Source organism: Niallia sp. FSL M8-0099 (assembly GCF_038006945.1).
Classification (GTDB): domain Bacteria; phylum Bacillota; class Bacilli; order Bacillales; family Cytobacillaceae; genus Niallia; species Niallia circulans.
The window spans coordinates 132,536-154,289 of sequence record NZ_JBBOWF010000001.1 but is presented as its reverse complement, the minus strand read 5'-3'; the positions used below and the strand labels follow the sequence as shown (position 1 = coordinate 154,289).

Here is a 21,754-nt window from a genome sequence, read left to right as displayed (position 1 = left end):
TCTATTGGAAGGTGTTTAAATGAAATCTCTTGTGTTATGTGAAAAGCCAAGTGTTGCTAGAGAAATTGCAAGAGTGCTTGGTTGCAATAAATCCACTAAAAATTATTTAGAATCAGATAAATATATAGTGACTTGGGCTTTAGGCCATTTAATTGAATTAAAAATGCCTGAGCATTATGATCCTAAATTTAAAAATTGGAATTTAGATGATTTACCAATTATTCCACAAAAAATGGAATTAAAAGTGATGAAGCAAACCAGTCATCAATATAAAGCCATTGAACAGCTAGCAAAAAGAAAAGATATTAAAGATTGCATTATCGCCACAGATGCAGGGCGTGAAGGAGAATTAGTTGCTCGTTGGATTTTAGAAAAGATCCGATTTAACAAACCAACTAAACGTTTATGGATATCTTCACAAACAGACCGAGCAATAAAGGATGGCTTTAAACAACTAAAGCCTGGAAAAGACTATGATCGCTTATATCAATCCGCTGTGTGTAGAGCACAAGCAGATTGGCTAATCGGATTAAATGTTTCTAGAGCCTTAACAACAAAATTCAATGATCCATTGTCAGCAGGGCGTGTTCAAACCCCCACTTTATCAATGGTTCTAGAGAGAGAAAAGGAAATTCAATCCTTTGTTCCAAAAGAATATTGGACCATCACTGCACAAATAGATTCTCTACAAGCAAAATATGAAAAGAATCAAGAGAGAAGAATCTTTTCAAAAGAAACGGCAGAAAAAATTGTCGCCAATACTAAAGGAAAACCAGCAGTTGTTGAAACACTAACCGTAAAAGAAAAAACAGAACAACAGCCATTGCCTTATGATTTAACAGAGCTCCAGCGAGACGCAAACCGTCGATTCGGCTTCTCTGCCAAAAAGACGTTAAATGTCCTGCAGAAGCTATACGAGCAACATAAACTTGTCACCTATCCAAGAACGGATTCACGATATTTAACGACAGATATGAAGAATACGATGATTGATCGCATCGAAAGTATTTCTGGAGCATTTAAAGAAGAAGTTCAACCTGTCTTACGTAACAAGGGGAAGGTCGAAGCCAATAATGTGTTTAATAATAATAAGGTATCTGACCACCATGCCATTATCCCCACTGAGCAGCCTGTATTTTTAAACCGATTAGATAATGAAGAAGTAAAAATTTATGATTTAATCGTAAAAAGATTTTTGACACTATTTTACCCAAAATATAAGTACGAAATTATTTCTACAACATTAAACATTAATGGAGCTTCATTTGTCGCTCAAGAAACAAATATATTAGAGTTAGGTTTTAAAGCATTAGACTCTCGCAAAACAGATTCTTCTAAAAGTCTACAGCTTCAAAAGGGGCAACAATTAAAAGTCCAATCTGTAAATTTGGAGCAAAAATTTACGGAAGCCCCATCTCGTTTTACAGAAGCTGATATTCTGGGGAAAATGGAAAAATTCGGACTGGGTACTCCAGCTACACGTGCTGAAATTATTGAAAGATTGCTTTCATCTGAGGTATTAGAAAGGCAAAATGGGAAATTACATTCTACCTCCAAAGGAAAACAGCTCATCAATCTCGTTAATGATGATTTGACTACTCCCGATTTAACGGCAAAATGGGAGCAAGAGTTAGAGGATATCGCTAAAGGAAAGGCAAATCCTCATCAATTTATGGAACAAATTAAAGAGCAGACAAAACGATTTGTCCGGGAAATAAAACAAAGTGAGAAATCGTATAAGATGCACAATCTCACTGGCTCCAAATGTCCTGAATGTGGATCTTTCCTAAAGGAAAAAAATACAAAAAACGGAAAAATTCTTGTATGCTCCAGTATGGATTGTTCTTTTAGTAAAAGAAAAGATCCTAAACTTTCGAACAAGCGTTGTCCACAATGCCATAAAAAAATGGAAATCCATAATGGAGTGGCCGGTACCTATTTCCAATGCAGAAACTGCAATGTTGTGGAAAAAGCTACAGACCGTAAAAAGACCATTAACAAAAGAGAAGAACGGAAACTTGTTCAGAAATACAGTAAAGACGAAAGCTTTGGAAATAGTCTAGGAGATTTATTAAAAGCCGCGATGAAAAAAGACGATTAAAAGCTATAAGGCTGTTATATTCGCATTCCAGCTATTAATTACTCCAATATCATCCGGATAATTTCGGATGATATTTTTTATGTAATTTGCTACTATTACAAGCCGTTCACACTACTCTTTGCTTCCATGAATAAGTTTCCCTCTTTTTCTTCATCGATTATTAAACTTTTCTAATAAAGTTTTCGCACTTAGCTCTCTAGTGGAAGCAACCTGCCAATCCGCTTTTGCAAAAACATCTCCTTGTCCTATCCCGACAGAAAACATAGGCGTTTGTAAAATACCACTCAAGCCTGCTTGTCCATCCTCTATAGCAGCACACTCATGATAATCGATCCCTAAGCAATCTGCTGCTGTTAAAAATATTTCTGGATCTGGTTTTCCCTTTTTCAGAGAATGTGGGTCTACTATGCAGTCGAACCAGTCTCTTATTCCAAAACGCTCCAATAAAAAAGGTGCATTGGAGCTAGAGGATGCAATCCCAAATTTAATCCCCATTTCCCTAAGTTCTTTCAAAAATTCATACATTCCTGGCAGCATATTTTCTACTGTGAATTCTGCAATTAAAGCTTTATAATAATCACTCTTGCGATTTCCTAATATTTCCTTTTCTTTATCCGTAAATACTTTATCTGTTTGTGCAACTAAGTCGTCAATTAGCACCTTTCGAGGAACACCTTGATATCTTAAGTTATCTTCTCTAGTAAAGGAGACCCCAATCTCCAACGCCATTTTTTTTGTTGCTTCGTAATATAAAGGAACAGTGTCTGCTATAACACCATCAAAATCAAAGATAACTGCTTGTAACCGATTAGTCATAAAAACCTCCTATAAATAAAAAAACAATTATATCTATTCTATCAAAAATGCATATTATTTGTTTCCCTCGCGCTAAGATCAATTATTATCCTAATGTTATGATCAATCAGTTTATTTCTCTTTCTAAAAAAGCTACAATAGAAGCAGCATCCATTCCATATTGGGATTCATGTTATACATAGAGCTAACCGCTTATAGAAAAGGAGAATAAAAATGAGTACATTTCAAGAAAATCTACAAAAATATGCAGAACTCGCAGTAAAAGTCGGTGTAAATATCCAAAAAGGACAAACGCTTGTTATTAATACATCCATTGAATCAGCAGAGTTTGTTCGTCTTGTCGTAAAAGAAGCTTACCAAATTGGCGCAAGTAATGTTGTAGTCAATTGGAGTGATGATTTCGTTACTCGTACTAAATACGAATTGGCACCAGATGAAGCATTTAAAGAATATCCTGAATTTAGAGCAAAAGAGACGATTGCACTTGCAGAAGAAGGGGCAGCCTTCATGTCAGTAGTATCTTCTAGTCCAGACCTTTTAAAAGGGATTGATTCTGAACGAATTAGTAACTTCCAAAAAGCTTCTGGTACAGCTTTAAGCCAATTCCGAAAATATGTACAGTCCGACAAAGTAAGCTGGACCGTAATTGCTGTTCCATCCAAAGCTTGGGCAAATCTTGTTTTCCCAGATGCCCCTGAAAACAGCAGAGTTGAGTTACTATGGGATGCTATATTTAAGGCTATTCGAGTAGATCAAGCAGATCCAATCCAAGCATGGAAAGAACATGATAAAACACTTCATACAAAAGTGGATTACTTAAATGAAAAAGCATACAAACAGCTTCATTATACAGCTCCAGGTACAGATTTAACGATTGAACTTCCAGAAGGACATCTATGGTGCGGTGCAGGATCCATCAATGAAAAAGGTTTTGAATTCATGGCAAATATGCCGACTGAAGAAGTCTTCACTGTTCCACATAAAAAAGGAGTAAATGGAACTGTATCAAGCACAAAGCCTTTAAGCTATGGCGGAAACATTATTAATAATTTCTCCGTAACCTTTAAAGATGGTCGAATTATCGATGTGAAGGCAGAAGAAGGGGAAGAAATTCTTCGTCAATTAGTTGAAACAGATGAAGGTTCTCATTATCTTGGAGAAGTAGCTTTAGTACCACATCGTTCACCTATTTCTCAATCAAATATTCTTTACTACAATACTTTATTTGATGAAAATGCTTCAAATCACTTAGCAATCGGAAGTGCATATGCATTCTGTATTGAAGGTGGAAAAAAGATGTCAAGTGAAGAACTAGCTGAAAAAGGTCTAAACGATAGTATTACACATGTCGACTTTATGATAGGTTCAGACAAAATGAATATTGACGGTATTACCACAGACGGAAAAGTAGAAGCAGTATTCCGCAATGGAGACTGGGCATTTTAATTTTTAGTAACCAAGTTCAATAAGGATGTTCCATGGAATGTTTATGTTATGAAACATTTCACGGAACATCCTTTATTTTACTGTTTTGTTAATCTTCCTATTTTACCAATCTAATCGATTTAATTCGTTGAGATAAGTCCAATTGGATGATTAGTTTATAGTTTCCTGCTGTATAAGTAGCTATAGACCCATCCTCTTTCGTAACAAAATCATCTGGCTTCCCGATTGTATCTTGAATCGATTGTACTGATTCTTTTAAACGAATACCTGGAATAGAAATAGAAGTAACAAGATCGGTTTTCTTATCATAGTAATAAGTAACCTCAGGAAAATCCAATTGACTATATTTCTGATTATAATCCTTGATTGTATAATTCGAATTAATTTTCTTTATCTCTTTTATATTTGTTCCGATTGGATATTGGGCGCCTATCAACATTCCTTGTTCCGCTAAATTTTTTAAACTAGAAGTAACAGATAAGTTTTTATATGGATAGTAAAATTCCGTATCATCCAGCCATTTATTTATAATATCCTTATTTTCAATAGAAGTTCCATCTACTTTAACTAATTTCCCGCTTTTCTGTTCAAGCATCCATGTATCAAATTCCATTTGGTCGGTATCTTTTTTCCTTAAGGTCTGTATATAATTTTGTTGAATGTTTTTGATATTTTTACTAAAGATACGCATTCCATAATCAGTCAGGGTAACTAATTTTCCATCATGAATGGTATAGAAATAGGCCATTACCTCATTTGCTTCTTCTCCTTGGTAAACAGCAGCAATATTTTGCTGGTTAACAAGAAATGTCGCTATATTTTTTTGCGACAAATTGAAGGTCATAGGATTGGGTAATTCTAGATCTTGTTTCACTGCTTCCTTTCCGTATTCTTTCGTCCATAAGTAAAAGGCAAAATCTCCAGTCACAATCGTATCATCTTTTTCCCCTAGATCCGTAGCTTCTACTTGCTGATATTTCCTTTCTCCTTCTCCTATAATATATAATTCATACTCTTTCTCTTTCACGTTCATATCTATTTCAAAATAAGCATTATCTTTCGTCCATTGTAAATCTTTCTTAATCACCATATGTTTTTGATCCAGCTCATTTTTATGTTTCTCTGTTAGATAGGAATTAACCATAGAAGTGATTAAAATCCCTGCAATTATAATGACTACGACCAATAACAGCCAGATATATTTATTTCTTTTCATTATCTTTCTCCTATTTTCCAAACATATCTATACTCCTTTAGGAGGAGTTAGATATTCACTTTATGGATAGTCATGTTCTAGTTGTTTAAAATCAAGCATAACTACCATAAGTTATATTATTGAAAGCTCACTAAAGATACTAATTTTTTTATAGAGCTTCATATATACTTATTAATAGTACCAAATTGCTCCCCAATCTACAAATCTAGCTTTTTCCAGCTCCTACTCCCCCCTTCTCCGAGACCTTTCACACACATCATATAGACTATCCGCTCTCCCATTACCCATATCCAAGGGCCTAACTTGCGTCAATATAAATAAATATGAGATGATTAATAAGAAAGCTTGCTATATATTAAAATAAAGAAAGCTCCAATCTGTGCGGATTTTCTTCACCCTTGCTGATATAAGCACCTTACTCGGTCTTTTCGGATGCTTTTTTCCTTGTTGAGTTCACCGCCCGTTAAAAAGGAGATAAAAGATTTTTAAAATTAGGAGGGACGAAATGAAACAACTACATCTTATAATCAAAGGAAGGGTTCAGGGCGTAGGTTTTCGATACTTTGTCCAAATGATTGCTATGGAAAATCAGGTAACCGGCTGGGTTCGCAATAAAGCAGATGGAACAGTGGAATGTATGGCTGTAGCTTCTTCTGAAACGCTGCGAGCTTTTATGGAAAAAGTAAAAAAGGGAAATCGCTTTGCCAGAGTGGACCATATAGAAATAAAGGAAAGTGAGCCAGAAGAACTATTTTCGAGCTTTAAGGTGATTTATTAAATAATTCATAGGACATATTCGATTTCTGCCATGTCCTATTTTTACTAAATTGTGTTTTCATTAACTTGATAATAATAATTTTTCATGTCAGAATAATAATATTTTAAAAAACAAAATAAGATGTACATATATTAGGAGGATCGCATGTGGAAAGACTTTAAAGCATTCGCAATAAAAGGTAACGTAATAGATTTAGCAGTAGGGGTGATTATTGGTACGGCATTCAGCAAAATTGTCAGTTCACTAGTAGATGATTTGATCATGCCGCTGTTCGCCCACTTTGTTGTCGGCGTAGATTTCTCAACATGGTCTTATTCAAGTATAAATTATGGAAACTTTATACAAAGAATTGTTGACTTTTTCATTATTTCTTTCTCTATCTTTTTAGTAATCCGCTTCTTAAACCGCTTTAAGAAAAAGGAAGAGGTACAAGAAGAAGCAGTAACCGTTGATACTAAAGAAGAGCTATTAAAAGAAATCCGTGATTTACTGAAAGCAGATGTTGTTCGCGATAAAAATGGCTTAAATTGAAACTTTTTTGCGCGTTGTTCGTATTACTATATAAATTAAACACAATACAGGAGTGAAGAAAAATGTATGCATATAGCCCAAGTAACGAATATATGCCCTCTGTTTTAAGAACTTTTGCTCTTTCTCTAGGAATAGCATTCATTGGAACAATGATTGGTAATTTTGTTCCATCCTATTTATTTTTACCGTTGTCAATTTTAGAAGTTGTTCTTTTATTAATCGCCATCTTCGCAAGAAGAGGAAAATCATTATCTTATGGTTTCTTATTTACCTTTACGTTTATTTCGGGGATTACCACCTTTCCAATCGTCTCTTATTATGTATCCACAGTTGGCGGAAATGTTGTCATTAATGCATTGGGTACTACGACAATTGTGTTTGCTGGGGTTGCTATATATGCAACAAAAACGAAGCGCGACTTCTCTTTCTTAAGAGGAATGTTACTCGCTTCCCTAATCGCTTTAATTGCTATCGGTATTTTCAATATCTTTTGGCCATTAGCAACAGGTGGCATGCTCGCATATTCCTTCATTGGTGTCCTAATATTTAGCGGCTATGTGTTGTATGATTTTAATCGAATGAAACATTATGGTATAACAGCAGATCAAGTTCCTTTAATGGCTTTAAATTTATATCTCGATTTCCTAAATTTATTTATAAGTATCTTACGTATTTTCGGAATTCTGTCCGAAAGAGATTAAAAAGGTTTGAGTAAAGAGGTCAAAAACCTCCTTGCTCAAACCTTTTTTAGATGTATGCCTATAAATAATCCGCTATTTGTCTTCTAATTAATCGAATCATTTCTTCTGGATTATCTTTTATTACAAAAGAGTACACTCCACGATTTGTATGTAAATATAGCATTTTATATTGATTACTCGAGGGCTTAAAGGAAATGTCATGGATGGTGTGTAAATGAAATGTCTGCTCGTCGCTAGTAACTCTATCACTCCATAAAACAAGACTTTTTTCTTCTTCGATTATTTCCATATTCAAGTCAATCTTTCTTGTAACAACAAAATAGGAAAGAGAAAATATTTTCACTTTTACCTCCTAGCACCTGTCCCATAGTATAGAATAATTATGGATAACGAAATTAAACACTATCCCCCCTGCAAAATCAGACAGTGTTATTAGACAATATTTTGGAGAATGTCATCATTTCCTGGAAAATAATTTGGTATTTCGACAGCATGTAAAATCGATTTTTATCAATAATGAAAATATTCTCTTTTTCCCAGACTTTCTTTCGACAAACTTATTAGCTTTAGTATGATTTTATGCATTACTAGGATAAGCAAGAGAATGACATGGCATTCCCTTGCCCATCATCAAAAACTTCTATATTTCTTTGCAAGTTCTTCTGTTTCTTTCTTCCGTTTTTTTCGTGCTTCCGCTCGTTCCTTCGCTGATTCGTAAAGGCTCTTTTCCTCTTCTGTTTGTGGGATAACTTTGGGAACTTTTGTCGGCTTTCCATTTTCATCGATGGCAACCATCGTTAGAAAGCTAAGTGCGCATAAATGGCGCTCTCCAGAAATTAGATCCTCTGCCGTTACTTTTACAAATACCTCCATGGAGGAAGTTCCAGTATAGGTAACAAAAGCTTCTAGACACACAGCATTTCCCTCATGAATAGGATACAAAAAATCAACTGAATCAGTCGAAGCAGTAACAATCCCTCGTCTTGCATGACGCATCGCTGAGATAGCAGCTGTATCATCAATATAGGCCATTAATTTGCCACCAAATAAAGTTCCATAAGTATTGGTATCTGTTGGAAAAACAATACTTGTTTTCACTACTAGTGACTCACTACAAAATTTTGACTCTTCCATAGCTCCTCCTTGCATATTCATGGGAGTTTTCTTCCTTTTTATCCTATCTACCATCTTATTATATGCTAATTTAGGAGGAAGAGTCTAATATTGCTTGGATTAGGGTTATCGAAAAAAAGAATTTTTCTTCCGGGCTTTTAACAGATCCCCCATCCACCCTCGTGATTTAAGATAGAAATATACAACAACCGTTGAGCCAATAATCACTGCTAAAGAAAAAACGTAGCCGAATTTCCATTTTAGTTCTGGCATAATCTCAAAGTTCATTCCCCATAATGCTCCCCAAGCCATAATTGGTGTACATATTGTAGTGAATACCGTCAGGGTTTTCATAATTTCGTTTCCTCTATGCTGGGATACTACCTCTTCAAAATTAACGAGATTATTTAATTCTTTTTGGTATTCTTCCACCAAAATTAATCCTCTTTCGATTCTCTTAGTAACACGAGCATATACTTTTCCTTTGGTAATTTCCTCGCCAAAAGCTTCCTCTAATGAGTATCTGATTTCAAGAAAAGGGATCATAACATTCTTCCAAACAAGAAGTTCATGTCTAGACTGATACACTTTATCTAATGTTTTTATACTATTTCTTTGTTTAACATCCCAAATCAATTGTTCTAACTGTTGTTCATAAGCATCTATATGATACAAAATATCTGTCATTACTTTTCCTAGAATAACCATAAATCCTTCAATCGGTGTTTGTGCATGCTTTATCTCTTTTATTAGATTGTTTCTATCAATATGTAAACTATTATCCTTATAATCATAAGTAATTAATGTATCCCTTGATAAGAAAAAATGGAAAATTTCATAGTCTTCTTTTTTATCTATTTCTCTATGGTATATAAGCGAACCACTTAATACTTCTTGGTCTTCTTCTGACGTATCAATATGAAGATAGTTACTTCGATTTCCTTTTATATCGCGAAACCATGTATTTATTAATGGACCCTTTTCTAAGGACACTTCCTGTATATCCGCTTCTTCCAATAGCTGAAACCACTCCCAGTTCTCTAAACGATATCTTTTCACTTGAATCCCCCCTTAATCGCTTTTCAATTATTATTCCCTGAATGACGTTTGTAAAACTTATAATAGGGTAAATAAAAAATAGAATGGAACGAGAAGGAATAAATTAGGAGGGATTCTCTCATGTTTGGAAAAAATTCAATGCGTACTTTTGCAATTGTCGGGGCTGGATTAGGAAGCTTTTTCCTGTTCACATCAAAAGGGAAAGACATGTTTCATCGCTTTAAAAGCAAATTCAATTCTACGCAACAAGAGGACTTACTTTCTAAAGCAGGAAATCCCGCTCCAGATGATATTGGTGACAACAATATGGTAAATGAAGGCGCAATGTATTCCGTAAATTACTATAATAAACAAAGAAATAGTAACTAGTTTCGTAGTTTCGATGTAATTTTGCGAATGGATAAGGAATTTCCATTACTTGGACTGTTCCTATCATTTAGTGATAATTAGTTAAAAGCAATCAGACATTTATGTACAGAATAGGAAAACTTGAATCAGTAGGGAGAAGCAACTGATTCAAGTTTCCTCTCATAAATAAACAATCTTTTTATTCATAACTTTTGGCTTCAATTGATCCTTCGCACGTTTCATTCTTGTTTTGACCGTTGATAATGGCGTTTTTGTATGGTTGCTTATCTCTACCAATGTTTGATTATGGTAATAAAAAAGCAGTAAAGGTTCTTTATACATATTTGGTAATTCTTCCAATGTATCAATCATCTCTTCTTTTTCACATTTGCTCATTAATGTTTCCTCAGGTTCCAATGCCACAGAAGTATCTCTTGCATATGTATAAACAGACTCTTCCCAAAACTTCTTTGATGTTTTCTCTTTTCTCCAGTAGTCTCTACACTTATTTAGAGCAATTTTATAGAGCCAGCTTTTCACTTTATGGTGATCTTCAAAGCTGCCAAATGAGGTATAAGCGGAAATTAATACTTCTTGATACAAATCTTCCGCTAGTTCTTTATGCTTAACAAGCGATAATATATAGATATAAATTGATTTTCCGTATTCCTTCACGACATGTTCAAATAATTCTTCTTGATTTCCCACAGTATATGTTTTATTTATTAGGGATTCCATGTTCTTTCTTTTCCCCTTCCCAGTTTTACGATTCTACTTAATAAACGCTAGCTCCTCTGCGAATCCCTACACTTTTTTTAAAATTTTTTATTGGAATTTATTCACTGGTGTCAGCCACATTGAAACTCCTATTTTTTTGCATATTGTTAAATAATGCATGGAAGCTAATATAACAGCTCCTAAATTCATTCCAATTGCAATTCCGCTCATTTGAAGCTGGCTTAAAGATCCTAAATAATAAATCGCTGCATAAGAGAATGATGTTGCCCACACACTATGAAAAACCGCATCTTTCAACAAGCCCAAACCAATTAAATATGCTTGCATGGGAATGGTGAAGTAATGAAGTAAAAAATAGGGCCATAAAAGCTGCACAATTATAGCTGCCTGAGTAGAGTGAAAAAAGGTCATCGTAAGTGTTTCCGCGTAAAAATAAAAAATCCCAACAGATATGGTCCCATAAATTGCTGTTATGATCATCACTTGCTGCAATAATCTTTGTAGTTTTGGATAGTCTTTTTGTACATACGCTTTCGAAACAGTTGGTATCAGCATTGTCATAAAGCTATGGGATATAAAAGCTGGAAAAAAACCTATCGTCATTGCTATCCCTGCAAGCATTCCATACTGTTCTGTCGCATTTGCTGCTGTTATTCCTGATGCAACAAGTGCCCCTTTGATGAGAAAAGGCTGAATGGCGTGTGTTAGAGCATGAAATATTCGAAGACCTGTTGTCGGAATAGACACAGATAATAAATCCTTCCAAATGACTTTCCCATTCATGCTTTCATTTTTCCCCTTTTTAATCCGCTGATATTGCACGAAAAACATATGCAATAAGTACAATAAGACAACTGTATCACTCCCTACAATGGTAAAAAAGGCAATCAATACAGAAGTATTTAAATCAAAGGAAAACCATTGAAACAAAAAGACTAATAAACCTAATTGAATAATTTTTTTCAAAAAATTAGAAGCCGCAATTTTCCCCATTTGCTGTTTTCCCATAAAATAACCTCTCGCAATAGAAGTAAAGGAAATAATCGGCAATAGAAGAATAACTAGCCACTTCAAGAGTGGATGATAGGAATAAAAAATAGGGATAAAAGGTATGATGATAGATGCGATGATGGTTAGAAAAATAGTGAAAATAATGGTCCACTTTAATACTTGCTGCAGCATCGATAAATGATATTTGGAATCTTTTTCAGCAATAAATTTCGAAATGGATGTTGGCAATTCAAAGGTAGCAAGCAGTACAATAAGAAAGATAGTAGGTAATATGGTCATAAATAAACCTAGTCCATGCTCTCCAAGTTCCCTTGCCATTACCATATTAATAATGAATTCGATACATTCGCCAAAAAACGCGGTAACAATTAATAAAAAGGTCCCTTTATAAAATGAACTCATGAATCTCTCCCTCAATCTATCTTCCACAAGCATGTAAGTAAAAGATGTGTGTTTATTTTCTCTTCTTTATCATCATATGAGACAAGTTCAAAAAATATTTTCCTAGATTGTCTTTTTCTTAATTGTAGAGAGAGAAATGTCTTAATTAAACGTTTGATTAAGGGACCTATTCACTTGCATATAAGGTTTTTTATTTTTTGTTTATTCTACAAGTGAGTGCTTAAAAGCGTAAATGACAGCCTGAGTGCGATCCTGTACTTGCAGTTTACTTAATATATTACTTACATGTGTTTTCACTGTTTTTAATGCAATAAATAATTCGTCTGCAATTTCCTGATTACTTTTCCCCTCCGCCATCAACAAGAGAATCTCCATTTCTCGGGTAGTTAGCTCCTCGTGCAGAGGCGTAGTTTTCTTTTCTCGCATTTTTGTCATCATTTTATCAGTAACTTCAGGCTCTAGGACAATTTGGCCTTGATATGTTTCGCGCACAGCTCTTGCAATTTCACTCGCCTTGGATGTTTTGAGCATATAGCTTGTTGCACCCGCCTGCAAAGCAGGATATACCTTCTCATCATCAAGAAAACTGGTGACAATAATTATCTTTGCCTCCTGCCATGCTTCTATTATTTGCCTCGTTGCCTCAATTCCATCCATTTCATCCATTACTAAATCCATCAAAATCACATCTGGCTTTAATTGAAGAGCAAGCTCAACAGCTTTACTGCCATTTTCCGCCTCTGCAACAACTTCAATATCTGTCTGTGCAGATAAATAAGAAGAGACTCCAATCCGCACCATTTCATGATCATCCACTAGCAATACTCTAATCATTTAAATCCTCCTTTCTTCCCAAAATTGGCACTTTCACTTCTAATCTTGTTCCTTTATTTTCCAAACTTATTAATTTTAATACCCCGCCAATTTCAGCTGCTCTTTCGTGCATATTTTGAAGTCCATAAGATCCTGCTTTCCTCTTATCCACATTAAAGCCGACACCATCATCGATTATTCGCAATATAACAAATGCCTCCCTCTGAATAAGCTGTACTTCTAAGGAACTTGCCTTTGCATGTCTTAATGTATTGGATACCGATTCTTGAAGAATTCGAAAAAGATGATCTTCAATTCCTTTATCCAAATCGATATCTTCTAGTTTCATTTCCATTTCCAAAGATACCTTTTGCTGTAGTTCATGTAATAATTCTATAATTCCCGCTTTTAACGTTTTTCCTTTTAAAGCGATTGGTCGTAAATGAAGCAATAAAGCTCTCATCTCTAATTGAGACTGCTGAATCGTTTCCTCTACTAGCTGTAATTGCCGTGATTCATGATCATTCGTTTTCGGTCTTGTTTCATTAATTGCTGATAACAGCATCGATGCTGCAAATAATTGTTGGCTCACAGAATCGTGCAATTCTCTGGCCAAACGATTTCGCTCTGCAATAATGACAGTTTGAACCTTCACCTCTTGATCTTCCGCTTTCTCATTTACGAGTTTTTGAGATAGCTTCATTTGTTCCACTAATTGATTCTGCAGCTGAATGATTCTATAGCTTAAAGATTGGAGCTCCTCTGTGGAACCAATTGGCTGAACTGGATAATACTCCATTTTATCCATTGTATGTAAGGTTTCTTCTATGGAACGGATTTGTTTTTTCCAGGAAAATCCTGATAAATAACCAATTAAAACACCTAATGTAATATCTACACTGATTAAAAATAAAATAAATGGAACATCCATTACCTCTTTTTCCCACAAAGCACTCCAGGTTGCCGGCGGAAAGACGATTAGATAGCTTATGGAAAAGAATACAAGTAAAAGAAGGGATGCACATACTCCCCACAAAATTTGTCTCGTTATAATACTCATATTCTTTTCACCTCTAAGCTACCAGTAATTAATGAGGTGAAAATTTTCACTCTAGTCTCAGCCTGATCATATCCAGCTGTCCGAATGCTTATATTTTGATTCCATATATTTTCTTCAGCTTCACCAAATATTTGATAGGAACCAAATAAACTGGAATGGTGAATACTAACATCCATATCATAAGGGATATATACCTTCACATCTCCTACAATATTTCGAATCATAATAACTGTTTCTCCTTCTGGTAACACCGTGTAACTAAGATCCACAGTAGTATTCGTTATGCCACCCTGAATATTGATATCATCCCATTCATATACGTGATCTGGTGTGGTATTACGGCTAAAGAGAGAATTCGTAAATAAGGGCTTTTTCTTTATTTTTATTTCGTCTGTCTGTATGGCCGTTTCCTTATCCTTTATGATTGGTTTTATAATATCCTCATTATTCTTTTTTTGAAATAATTGAAAAAGGTAATAGGCAAGGAGTGTAAACAAGATAATTTTCACTGTAACCATATTTAGTATGCTAATGATTAAAAGCAGGCTCCCTATCCAAAAAAGAATCTTTCCAGCTCCGCCTTGCCGTGATTTCTTTGATATATAAATCATGCCAATTGAAACAAGAAGGGAAAAGATTAGTCCGGGATTAAAGACGAAGATTTCTAATAACAAAAAACCTCCAACTACATAAAACCAATTTGCATAGTTATCTTTTAATTGTTTAAACATTGGCTATTCTCTCCCTTCTTTATTTTATTTGGATGAAGATCTTAAATAATTGAAGGCTGGCTTTACCACACCAGCCTCTTTTAGAATACCATTTTTTTATAAGGAAATGGAGTCATCTTCTTTTTTTAGCATATCTTTCTCTAATGCTGCTAACTTTTCGTCCATTGTTTGTTTATAATATTCTGTATTTATTTTTTCTTCTAACGTTTCTATATATTGTTCCATTTCGCTAAAGCGTGTTGGATTTGTTGGACTCGCCTGTTTTTCTTCTAATACTTTATTCATTGTATGGTGTGCTTTTGTTATATTTTCTTTTGCCATCAGTTCCATCTGGCGTATTTTCATATCCTTCAATTTATGTTTCATATCCATATATTTCGTTTCTATTTCATGCAATTGCTGCTCTGTATTTTTTAACGATTCGGTTAAGCGTAATACTCTTTCTTCATAATGAGTCTGCTCCTGCTTAGCATAAGCAAAAAGCTCTTCTTCTCCTGCTTTGCCAGCCACCTCAGCCTGTCTTTGTCTTTTCTCCGCCATTTGTTCAGCCTGTTGTAATTCCTTCATGAACTCTTCTTTTAATTTATATTGTCTTTCGACCATTTTTTTTACTTTATCTGTCTCTTTCTCACATTCTCTTACATATTGATTTAAAAGCGCGATTGGATTTTTTTCTTCCTTCTTATCTAATAAATGATTAATGTCTGCCATTACCGTATTTTTTATTCTTTCTAATAGATTTGTCATATTAACCTCTCCTTATTTATTTAATTCTGACCACTGTTTTTCAAAATTTGCAAAAGGGTCATCCGCTGTTTTATTTGTAATAATGGTCTGCTTGTTGTTCCACTTTTTGTAAACAAGATACAATACATACGCGGCTGCTAATCCGATGATCGCTGGCAGGTTACTTGCTGTTATAATAAGCATAATCACTCCTGCTATCCCCCACCCCAGCTTTCCTGATGTGCTTGTTGCTTTCGTGTATTGCTTAAAGGCAAAATAAAGAATTGCTGCACTAATAACTAAACCGAGTATTGGACCTATCTGTGATAAAAGGATGATAGAGGCGGCCGCCCCAATAAGAAATAAACCAAATTTTTTCATTTTGCGTTTCGCTCCTTTCTTATCTACTATGTTACCTTCTTCCTGTTTTTTTCATAACATGCCTTAGCTTGATTTTGCTCTACAACTTTAGTCTTAGAAAATACTAATACTAATAAGCAAAGAAAAAACTGTTCATAATGGAACAGTTTCAGACTGTAGACAAACTCCTGTATTTTGGAAATAGAAGTTTGAGTAAAGTATATTTATTAATCTCTTTGAATTTAGACGTTACTTTCCGCTCCGGGGGTTCGCTTTCCGTGGGGCTCGCGCTGAGCCGCTTCGGCTTACTGAACTGCACCCCAATTATTGGACACCACAAGAATTGGGGCTTTTGTATGGATAAAAGAAAACGGTGGACTATAGAAGAAAAAATATCAGCTATTGTACTATATGAAAGTGGCAAATTTTCCTTTCTTGAAGTTGCTAATCGTATCGGGATCGATAAAAAATCAGTCATAAAGTGGTGGAAGTTATATCAAATGCATGGAGTAGAGGCACTAATGCCCCGAAATAGTTGCACGGTGTATGAACCCTCCTTTAAACTGGAGGTACTAAAATATCGTGTAGAGACAGGGGCATCTTATCTGAATACTGCCACTTACTTTAACTTACCTTCCCCGTATACTATCCAACGGTGGGAGGAGAAGTATAATCGTCTAGGGGAAGTAGCCTTTGTTTCCAGGAAAGAGGAGAAATCTACCATGGAGAAAAAAGGACAAGCAGAGAAAGATGAAATCAAAGAAATAAAGGGAGAATTAGAACGATTACGTATGGAAAATGCGTATTTAAAAAAGTTGAATGCCTTAGTTCAAGACAAGGAAAAGTCACCAAACAAGACAAAATAAAGGTCGTGTATGAACTAAGGCATGAATATCCGGTGAATAAGTTATGCAAAATAGCGAATATTCGTCGCAGTACGTATTACTATGGAGTTAAGTTAATGAATCAGCCAGATCCCGATGAAAATTGGAAAAAGGAGATTACCTCTATCTTTGTTGAAAATAAAGGCCGTTATGGATATCGTCGTGTTTGGAGTGAATTAAAGAACAGGGGATATAAAATCAATCACAAAAAAGTGCAAAGAATCATGAAAATACTAGGCTTAAAATGTATGATTCGATTGAAAAAATATAAGTCTTATAAAGGAGTAGTAGGAAAAACTGCTCCCCATCTATTGAAAAGAGACTTTACTGCAAGAAAACCGAATGAAAAATGGGTAACAGATATCACCGAATTCAAGCTATTTGGCGAAAAGGTCTATTTATCTCCTGTTTTAGATTTATTTAACCAAGAGATTATTACGTATACCACAGGATCTAGACCGACCTATTCGCTAGTATCGGAAATGTTACAAAAGGCTATGAAGCGCTTGCCCAAGAAATATACAAATCTCCTGTTACATTCGGATCAAGGATGGCATTATCAGATGAAGTCTTATCGTGAATCCTTAAAGGAACGGAAAATCACACAAAGTATGTCGCGAAAAGGAAACTGTTACGACAATGCGGTAATGGAGAATTTTTTTGGCATTCTAAAATCAGAGTTTTTCTATTCCATGGAATTTAAAAATAAAGAGCATTTTTTAAAAGAACTAGAAAAATATATTTATTACTACAACCATAAACGAATTAAAACAAAACTAAATGGTCTGAGTCCAACAGAATATCGAACTCAGACCATAGGTTAAAATAATGTGTTTAATTTTTGGGGGTCACTGCATTACAGCCTGCAGGGTCTCAGACTGTCTCGCTAATCCCACAGGAATCTCACCCCCTCCACTCCAAGCAACGCATGAAAATGCATTTTTACTTCTCCAATATCTTTTTGTCGACAAGCTGACTGTTCATAATGGAACAGTTTTTCTCCTTTAGTAATTATTTTTCTGTACCTGTCAAAAAGCTCTTGGAGCGAATTCCTGATCTTCTCAGAACAAAATCTACATCTACTTTAATATCTGCTTTTGAAAATTCTTGATCCCACTTGTCTTTTATTTTCATAAATGAATCATAGTCTTGTCGTCTCATTGCTTCTCCAAATCCGTAAATATCTGATTCATATTGGCTTTGAACATGTGAAATGCTATTGGATATTTCTTGGGATAAAACTTTATTCACTAGTTTTTCATATTTTTCAATGGTACCTAGCTTATCTACACTTTTATAGCATTGTGTTCCCTCCAGATATCCTTCTGCTTTTATCCCAACATGAATAGCAGGCTTATTATTCTTCCATTTAGAAGTTATTTCTGTTTGTGATTCTGTTACACGCACAGAACTATAGTCTCCCTGTTTGCATTTAATGGACAAAGAAGTAGTTTTTAATTTATTTCTAATCCACAAATAATTTCTCGAATCTTCCATGCTCAGAAAACCGACCAATTTGCCCTTTTTAAATATCGCCAGAGAATCAACGACTACTATTGCATCAGGAGTCACCTTCATGATATTTTCCATACTCTTTCCTTTTTCTACATCTCCTTTTACGCGGACAGTAGCTAACACTGGTTCTTTCCCTTCTAGGTTCAATTCGGAGATAAACTCAATAATACTCATTCCTGGGTCTCCTCCCCAATCCTCTAATAAATGATCCAATTGCGGGGATAACTTTAAAGAGGAAGCCTTTCTATAATGGGCAACTATTTTTAAAATATCTTCTGCCTTTCCATCTTTTGCAATAATAATATTAAAGTCATCCCGTATTTCCCTATTCCTTTCCAAGAAGTCAATAAAATCAAGCATTCCCGACCTAGCTATTTCCTCGCTGATTACCAGTATCTTCATATGAGAGAAAACCAGGGACTGTGCATAGTACTCATTTAAGAGATGCGTAATTTCAGAAATAGTGTTTCCCTCAATGCCTTCTACTATTGTCGGAGCATTTCCAGAAGCAGTTTGGGTATTTAATTCTACTGCATTTAAGGCCTCTACTGTCAATTTATATTTTGCATTTTCGCCTTTATCAATGGCCATTCCTGCCACTAATTTAATTTCTGATAATTCTTTTCGATCCCAACAACCAGTTAATAGAAACAAACAGTTTAATATACATAGAAAGACACAAATTTTCTTCACTTTTTCTTCCCACTTTCCGGTTTAGGCGGAGACGGGGACCCTTGTGGCTTTTGCTTATTCTTTACATTTGGACTTAAATAGGAAGAACGCTTATTAATGGACCATAGTGGAAAACGAACAAATACATCTTTTTGATCTTCGACAATAAATGGAGCAACAGGTGCTAAATAAGGAACCCCAAAGGAACGAAGAGAACTTAAGTGTGCAACCATAAATACAAGTATTAAAAGAACCCCATATAACCCTAAAATAGAGGCAACAATGATAAGAACGAATCGAATAAGTCTAGATGCGTTCGCGAAGCTATAATTAGGAAAAACGAAATTAGCAATCGCAGTAATCGCGACAATAATAACCATAATATTGGAAATGATTCCCGCTTCAGCGGCTGCCTGTCCAATAACTAATGCTCCTACAATCGAAACCGTCTGACCAACGGCCCGCGGCATTCTTACCCCTGCCTCTCTTAAAATTTCAAAAGTAATTTCCATGATAAACACTTCCACTACAGCTGGAAAAGGTACATCCTCCCGCTGTGCAATAACACTCAGTAATAAAGTAGTTGGCAGCAGTTCTGGGTGAAAGGTCAAAACTCCTACATAAGCGGAAGGCATAATTAAACCAATCATAAAAGATAGGTAGCGAATTAAACGAACAAAACTACTCATAAAATAGTTTTGATAGTTATCTTCCGGAGAAGTGAAAAAATCAGTCAGTACAGCCGGAACGATTAATACAAATGGTGATCCATCAATGATGATGACAATTTTTGCATCCATTAAATAGGTAGCTACTGCATCTGGACGCTCTGTATTCATCGCTAACGGAAAAACAGTCAAACTTTTATCTACAATTAATTCTTCAACATTCGCTGACTCAAATACAGCAGAAATATTAATTTTATTTAATCGAGACCTTACTTCTGCTACTATTTTTTCATTTGCAATGGAATACATATACCCCATGTATACATTTGTACGTGTTTCGTTTCCTATCATAAATTTTTCAAAACGCAATTGATGGTTTCTTATTCTTTTTCTTATTAAATTGATATTTGTAGAGGCATCTTCTACAAAAGAGTCCTTTGGTCCCCGTACGACTGTCTGTGTAGTAGGCTCGGCTACTGATCTGCCTTCACTATTTAAATAATTTAAACTAAGCGCCTGCCCAACGCCTCTAAAAACAATAACAATACGTCCTTCCAGGAGAGAAGAAACAATTTCATTAACCTTTTTTAATAATTTATATCCTGAAACACCAAAGCTCTTTTTACTTAAGCTCTGTAGGTCTTCAATTGTATCAACAACAATATCTTTATCGGCTGAATTCTCTAACGTATTCCCTAACATCTCTTTTAGCATTTCTGTATTTACTACAGTTTCTAAATAATAAATACATCCCTCACTTTTTCCTACTCGAATCACATCTGACTGCAAATCAGCTGTATTTCCAAAGGTTAAACCTATCACTTCTCTCAATGCTTCAAAGGTAAGTTCTTCTATCCCTATTTCTTTCGCTTCGGTCGGAACGACTTTAGAGGGTATTTCTTTTTTGCTATTTAAAGCCATCATTTTTTTAAAATAATTCATATTTTCAACCCCCTTTTTTCATCCCTTTGTTCTTTCCATTTTTTTATTAACAACACAAATGTAATCAAAATAGGTACCATAAGTTCCAGTGGAACATGAACAAGAAATAAGTCTACATTTAACCCTTCCACAATATGATCCGAAAAATCCGTAGAAATGAAGATGCTAAACATCGTTGTGATACAGGCAACAGGCATAGCAAAATATCGGTAAGGTATTCGAAAAATATACTCCATTCCTTTTAAGCCGCCATATAGAAACACAGAACTTTTGATTAATATTCCCAGCATCATAATAAACACAACGAGCACGTCAATCCTTTCCAAAAACTCCCCTATACTAACAAGTCTTGCCGCTATTAATAGTGGGAAATTTGCTCGCATTGCTGTATTTTCCCCTAAGGTGGCTATAATGATAAAAACGGAAGATAGTAAAATGATACTTGCGACAATAACACTAATTAAGGCAACCTTCTTCGTTGCCTTAAACTCTCCAATATGAGCGAAAATAACCGTAAATGCTATTAACTCTCCAAAGGGGAAGGCAATGATAGATGGAATAGCCGCTTTCATTATTGGCTTTATCCCATTACTTAAAACTGGCTGTACATTGGTAAGGTTTATTTTGTCTCCAGCGTATAAAAAAATAAACAGCAGGATGATAAATAAAAACATATAGGGACTAAATATTTCAGCTGTTCTTCCTAATACTTCAATCCCTAAATATAAGATATAGCCAATTACTAACATAAGCGCTAATATCGTAAATTCTATAGGTGTCACAGGCAGAATGGCAGAAGTGATCAATTCCCCAAAGTCTCTAATTACTCTTGCAGAAACATAGATAAAATAACTTAAGTACACGAGAGCTAAAGTGATAGCAACTTTTCTAGAAAAACAATATTCCATCATCTCATATAAGTTTTTCCCTGGAAGCAATGACATTAAATAAAGATAAAAACTTATTATAATTACGCCGACAATCATTCCAATTAAAACAACTATCCATGCATCTCTTTTGGCTTCCATTCCTATGCCAATTACGATAGAACTTCCAAGAAGGAAATTGATAATCATCGTAAATATTTGGGTTAAAGATAGTTTTTCTGTCAACATAATCACTC

22 protein-coding genes are annotated in these 21,754 nt (G+C 34.9%); 7 read left to right on the top strand and 15 right to left on the bottom strand.

What is annotated here, in order from left to right:
* The first annotated feature begins 19 nt into the window (after positions 1-19).
* On the top strand, positions 20-2,101 hold the full coding sequence (locus NSQ92_RS00720) for a DNA topoisomerase III (RefSeq protein ID WP_144580229.1): 2,082 nt from the start codon (positions 20-22) through the stop codon (positions 2,099-2,101).
* 150 nt (positions 2,102-2,251) lie between these two features.
* Here NSQ92_RS00720 and pgmB read toward each other — a convergent pair whose 3' ends face one another.
* Positions 2,252-2,917, bottom strand: a complete 666-nt coding sequence (gene pgmB, locus NSQ92_RS00715) for a beta-phosphoglucomutase (protein WP_095259150.1) — start codon at positions 2,915-2,917, stop codon at positions 2,252-2,254.
* Positions 2,918-3,130: 213 nt separating this feature from the next.
* Between pgmB and NSQ92_RS00710 the strand changes: the two genes are divergently transcribed.
* Positions 3,131-4,363, top strand: coding sequence for an aminopeptidase (locus tag NSQ92_RS00710; RefSeq protein ID WP_061799902.1), 1,233 nt, complete (start codon positions 3,131-3,133; stop codon positions 4,361-4,363).
* Positions 4,364-4,460: 97 nt separating this feature from the next.
* Here the strand turns inward: NSQ92_RS00710 and NSQ92_RS00705 are convergent, their stop codons facing one another.
* On the bottom strand, positions 4,461-5,579 hold the full coding sequence (locus NSQ92_RS00705; RefSeq protein WP_047941737.1) for a DUF4309 domain-containing protein: 1,119 nt from the start codon (positions 5,577-5,579) through the stop codon (positions 4,461-4,463).
* Positions 5,580-6,084: 505 nt separating this feature from the next.
* Here NSQ92_RS00705 and NSQ92_RS00700 point away from each other — a divergent pair.
* The 3 genes from NSQ92_RS00700 (at position 6,085) to NSQ92_RS00690 (ending at position 7,589) form a co-directional block, all read left to right on the top strand.
* Positions 6,085-6,357 carry an acylphosphatase gene (locus tag NSQ92_RS00700; RefSeq protein ID WP_061799910.1) on the top strand — a complete coding sequence of 91 codons (273 nt, stop codon included), beginning with the start codon at positions 6,085-6,087 and terminating at the stop codon, positions 6,355-6,357.
* Positions 6,358-6,501: 144 nt separating this feature from the next.
* Positions 6,502-6,888: a large conductance mechanosensitive channel protein MscL gene (mscL, locus tag NSQ92_RS00695; protein WP_047941739.1), complete on the top strand. Its 387-nt coding sequence runs from the start codon at positions 6,502-6,504 to the stop codon at positions 6,886-6,888.
* 62 nt (positions 6,889-6,950) lie between these two features.
* Positions 6,951-7,589, top strand: a complete 639-nt coding sequence (locus tag NSQ92_RS00690; protein WP_047941740.1) for a Bax inhibitor-1/YccA family protein — start codon at positions 6,951-6,953, stop codon at positions 7,587-7,589.
* Between the two features lie 58 nt (positions 7,590-7,647).
* Here NSQ92_RS00690 and NSQ92_RS00685 read toward each other — a convergent pair whose 3' ends face one another.
* The 3 genes from NSQ92_RS00685 to NSQ92_RS00675 all read right to left on the bottom strand — a co-directional run bounded on the left by NSQ92_RS00685 (position 7,648) and on the right by NSQ92_RS00675 (position 9,761).
* A complete protein-coding gene (locus NSQ92_RS00685; protein ID WP_047941741.1) occupies positions 7,648-7,932 on the bottom strand; it encodes a hypothetical protein in 285 nt (94 codons plus the stop codon).
* A 287-nt stretch (positions 7,933-8,219) separates the two neighbouring features.
* Positions 8,220-8,723 carry an acyl-CoA thioesterase gene (locus NSQ92_RS00680; RefSeq protein ID WP_047941825.1) on the bottom strand — a complete coding sequence of 168 codons (504 nt, stop codon included), beginning with the start codon at positions 8,721-8,723 and terminating at the stop codon, positions 8,220-8,222.
* A gap of 105 nt (positions 8,724-8,828) precedes the next feature.
* Positions 8,829-9,761 carry a magnesium transporter CorA family protein gene (locus NSQ92_RS00675; RefSeq protein WP_095322574.1) on the bottom strand — a complete coding sequence of 311 codons (933 nt, stop codon included), beginning with the start codon at positions 9,759-9,761 and terminating at the stop codon, positions 8,829-8,831.
* 120 nt (positions 9,762-9,881) lie between these two features.
* Between NSQ92_RS00675 and NSQ92_RS00670 the strand changes: the two genes are divergently transcribed.
* Complete coding sequence (locus tag NSQ92_RS00670; RefSeq protein WP_047941743.1) at positions 9,882-10,130, top strand: hypothetical protein; 249 nt, start codon at positions 9,882-9,884, stop codon at positions 10,128-10,130.
* A gap of 159 nt (positions 10,131-10,289) precedes the next feature.
* Here NSQ92_RS00670 and NSQ92_RS00665 read toward each other — a convergent pair whose 3' ends face one another.
* The 7 genes from NSQ92_RS00665 to NSQ92_RS00635 form a co-directional block, all read right to left on the bottom strand.
* Entirely contained in the window at positions 10,290-10,847 is a 558-nt protein-coding gene (locus NSQ92_RS00665) for an RNA polymerase sigma factor (protein WP_047941744.1), read from the bottom strand.
* Positions 10,848-10,934: 87 nt separating this feature from the next.
* Positions 10,935-12,260: an oligosaccharide flippase family protein gene (locus tag NSQ92_RS00660; protein WP_047941745.1), complete on the bottom strand. Its 1,326-nt coding sequence runs from the start codon at positions 12,258-12,260 to the stop codon at positions 10,935-10,937.
* 201 nt (positions 12,261-12,461) lie between these two features.
* Complete coding sequence (locus NSQ92_RS00655) at positions 12,462-13,094, bottom strand: response regulator (RefSeq protein WP_047941746.1); 633 nt, start codon at positions 13,092-13,094, stop codon at positions 12,462-12,464.
* A complete protein-coding gene (locus NSQ92_RS00650) occupies positions 13,087-14,133 on the bottom strand; it encodes a sensor histidine kinase (RefSeq protein ID WP_047941747.1) in 1,047 nt (348 codons plus the stop codon). Before NSQ92_RS00650 ends, NSQ92_RS00655 begins: the two co-directional genes overlap by 8 nt.
* Positions 14,130-14,864: a cell wall-active antibiotics response protein LiaF gene (liaF, locus tag NSQ92_RS00645; RefSeq protein ID WP_047941748.1), complete on the bottom strand. Its 735-nt coding sequence runs from the start codon at positions 14,862-14,864 to the stop codon at positions 14,130-14,132. Before liaF ends, NSQ92_RS00650 begins: the two co-directional genes overlap by 4 nt.
* Before the next feature lie 96 nt (positions 14,865-14,960).
* The gene (locus NSQ92_RS00640; protein WP_047941749.1) at positions 14,961-15,611 is read right to left on the bottom strand and encodes a PspA/IM30 family protein; all 651 of its coding nucleotides are present in this window, start codon (positions 15,609-15,611) and stop codon (positions 14,961-14,963) included.
* Positions 15,612-15,623: 12 nt separating this feature from the next.
* A complete protein-coding gene (locus NSQ92_RS00635; RefSeq protein WP_047941750.1) occupies positions 15,624-15,971 on the bottom strand; it encodes a lmo0954 family membrane protein in 348 nt (115 codons plus the stop codon).
* A 335-nt stretch (positions 15,972-16,306) separates the two neighbouring features.
* On the opposite strand from NSQ92_RS00635, the gene NSQ92_RS00630 reads away from it, so the two are divergent.
* A protein-coding gene (locus tag NSQ92_RS00630) for an IS3 family transposase (protein ID WP_341132648.1) occupies positions 16,307-17,658 on the top strand; the annotation gives its coding sequence in 2 pieces (ribosomal slippage) (positions 16,307-16,757 and positions 16,757-17,658; 1,353 coding nt in all).
* Positions 17,659-17,845: 187 nt separating this feature from the next.
* Here the strand turns inward: NSQ92_RS00630 and NSQ92_RS00625 are convergent.
* Genes NSQ92_RS00625 through NSQ92_RS00615 form a run of 3 tightly spaced genes read right to left on the bottom strand, consistent with a single transcriptional unit; the run spans position 17,846 to position 21,746 of the window.
* Positions 17,846-19,042, bottom strand: a complete 1,197-nt coding sequence (locus NSQ92_RS00625; protein WP_341152235.1) for a Ger(x)C family spore germination protein — start codon at positions 19,040-19,042, stop codon at positions 17,846-17,848.
* Positions 19,039-20,631, bottom strand: a complete 1,593-nt coding sequence (locus NSQ92_RS00620) for a spore germination protein (RefSeq protein WP_095322577.1) — start codon at positions 20,629-20,631, stop codon at positions 19,039-19,041. The genes NSQ92_RS00625 and NSQ92_RS00620 overlap by 4 nt, the downstream gene beginning before the upstream one ends.
* Positions 20,628-21,746: a GerAB/ArcD/ProY family transporter gene (locus NSQ92_RS00615; protein ID WP_341152234.1), complete on the bottom strand. Its 1,119-nt coding sequence runs from the start codon at positions 21,744-21,746 to the stop codon at positions 20,628-20,630. The genes NSQ92_RS00620 and NSQ92_RS00615 overlap by 4 nt, the downstream gene beginning before the upstream one ends.
* Positions 21,747-21,754 lie beyond the last annotated feature (8 nt).

What these genes read in the sequence shown, in the direction of transcription:
- NSQ92_RS00650 (WP_047941747.1), bottom strand. Translation starts at nt 14,133, where the DNA reads ATGAGTATTATAACGAGACAAATTTTGTGGGGAGTATGTGCATCCCTT.
- NSQ92_RS00705 (WP_047941737.1), bottom strand. Translation starts at nt 5,579, where the DNA reads ATGAAAAGAAATAAATATATCTGGCTGTTATTGGTCGTAGTCATTATA.
- NSQ92_RS00620 (WP_095322577.1), bottom strand. Translation starts at nt 20,631, where the DNA reads ATGAATTATTTTAAAAAAATGATGGCTTTAAATAGCAAAAAAGAAATA.
- NSQ92_RS00635 (WP_047941750.1), bottom strand. Translation starts at nt 15,971, where the DNA reads ATGAAAAAATTTGGTTTATTTCTTATTGGGGCGGCCGCCTCTATCATC.
- NSQ92_RS00670 (WP_047941743.1), top strand. Translation starts at nt 9,882, where the DNA reads ATGTTTGGAAAAAATTCAATGCGTACTTTTGCAATTGTCGGGGCTGGA.
- NSQ92_RS00665 (WP_047941744.1), bottom strand. Translation starts at nt 10,847, where the DNA reads ATGGAATCCCTAATAAATAAAACATATACTGTGGGAAATCAAGAAGAA.
- NSQ92_RS00655 (WP_047941746.1), bottom strand. Translation starts at nt 13,094, where the DNA reads ATGATTAGAGTATTGCTAGTGGATGATCATGAAATGGTGCGGATTGGA.
- NSQ92_RS00680 (WP_047941825.1), bottom strand. Translation starts at nt 8,723, where the DNA reads ATGGAAGAGTCAAAATTTTGTAGTGAGTCACTAGTAGTGAAAACAAGT.
- NSQ92_RS00720 (WP_144580229.1), top strand. Translation starts at nt 20, where the DNA reads ATGAAATCTCTTGTGTTATGTGAAAAGCCAAGTGTTGCTAGAGAAATT.
- NSQ92_RS00700 (WP_061799910.1), top strand. Translation starts at nt 6,085, where the DNA reads ATGAAACAACTACATCTTATAATCAAAGGAAGGGTTCAGGGCGTAGGT.
- NSQ92_RS00710 (WP_061799902.1), top strand. Translation starts at nt 3,131, where the DNA reads ATGAGTACATTTCAAGAAAATCTACAAAAATATGCAGAACTCGCAGTA.
- liaF (WP_047941748.1), bottom strand. Translation starts at nt 14,864, where the DNA reads ATGTTTAAACAATTAAAAGATAACTATGCAAATTGGTTTTATGTAGTT.
- pgmB (WP_095259150.1), bottom strand. Translation starts at nt 2,917, where the DNA reads ATGACTAATCGGTTACAAGCAGTTATCTTTGATTTTGATGGTGTTATA.
- NSQ92_RS00615 (WP_341152234.1), bottom strand. Translation starts at nt 21,746, where the DNA reads ATGTTGACAGAAAAACTATCTTTAACCCAAATATTTACGATGATTATC.
- mscL (WP_047941739.1), top strand. Translation starts at nt 6,502, where the DNA reads ATGTGGAAAGACTTTAAAGCATTCGCAATAAAAGGTAACGTAATAGAT.
- NSQ92_RS00640 (WP_047941749.1), bottom strand. Translation starts at nt 15,611, where the DNA reads ATGACAAATCTATTAGAAAGAATAAAAAATACGGTAATGGCAGACATT.
- NSQ92_RS00660 (WP_047941745.1), bottom strand. Translation starts at nt 12,260, where the DNA reads ATGAGTTCATTTTATAAAGGGACCTTTTTATTAATTGTTACCGCGTTT.
- NSQ92_RS00690 (WP_047941740.1), top strand. Translation starts at nt 6,951, where the DNA reads ATGTATGCATATAGCCCAAGTAACGAATATATGCCCTCTGTTTTAAGA.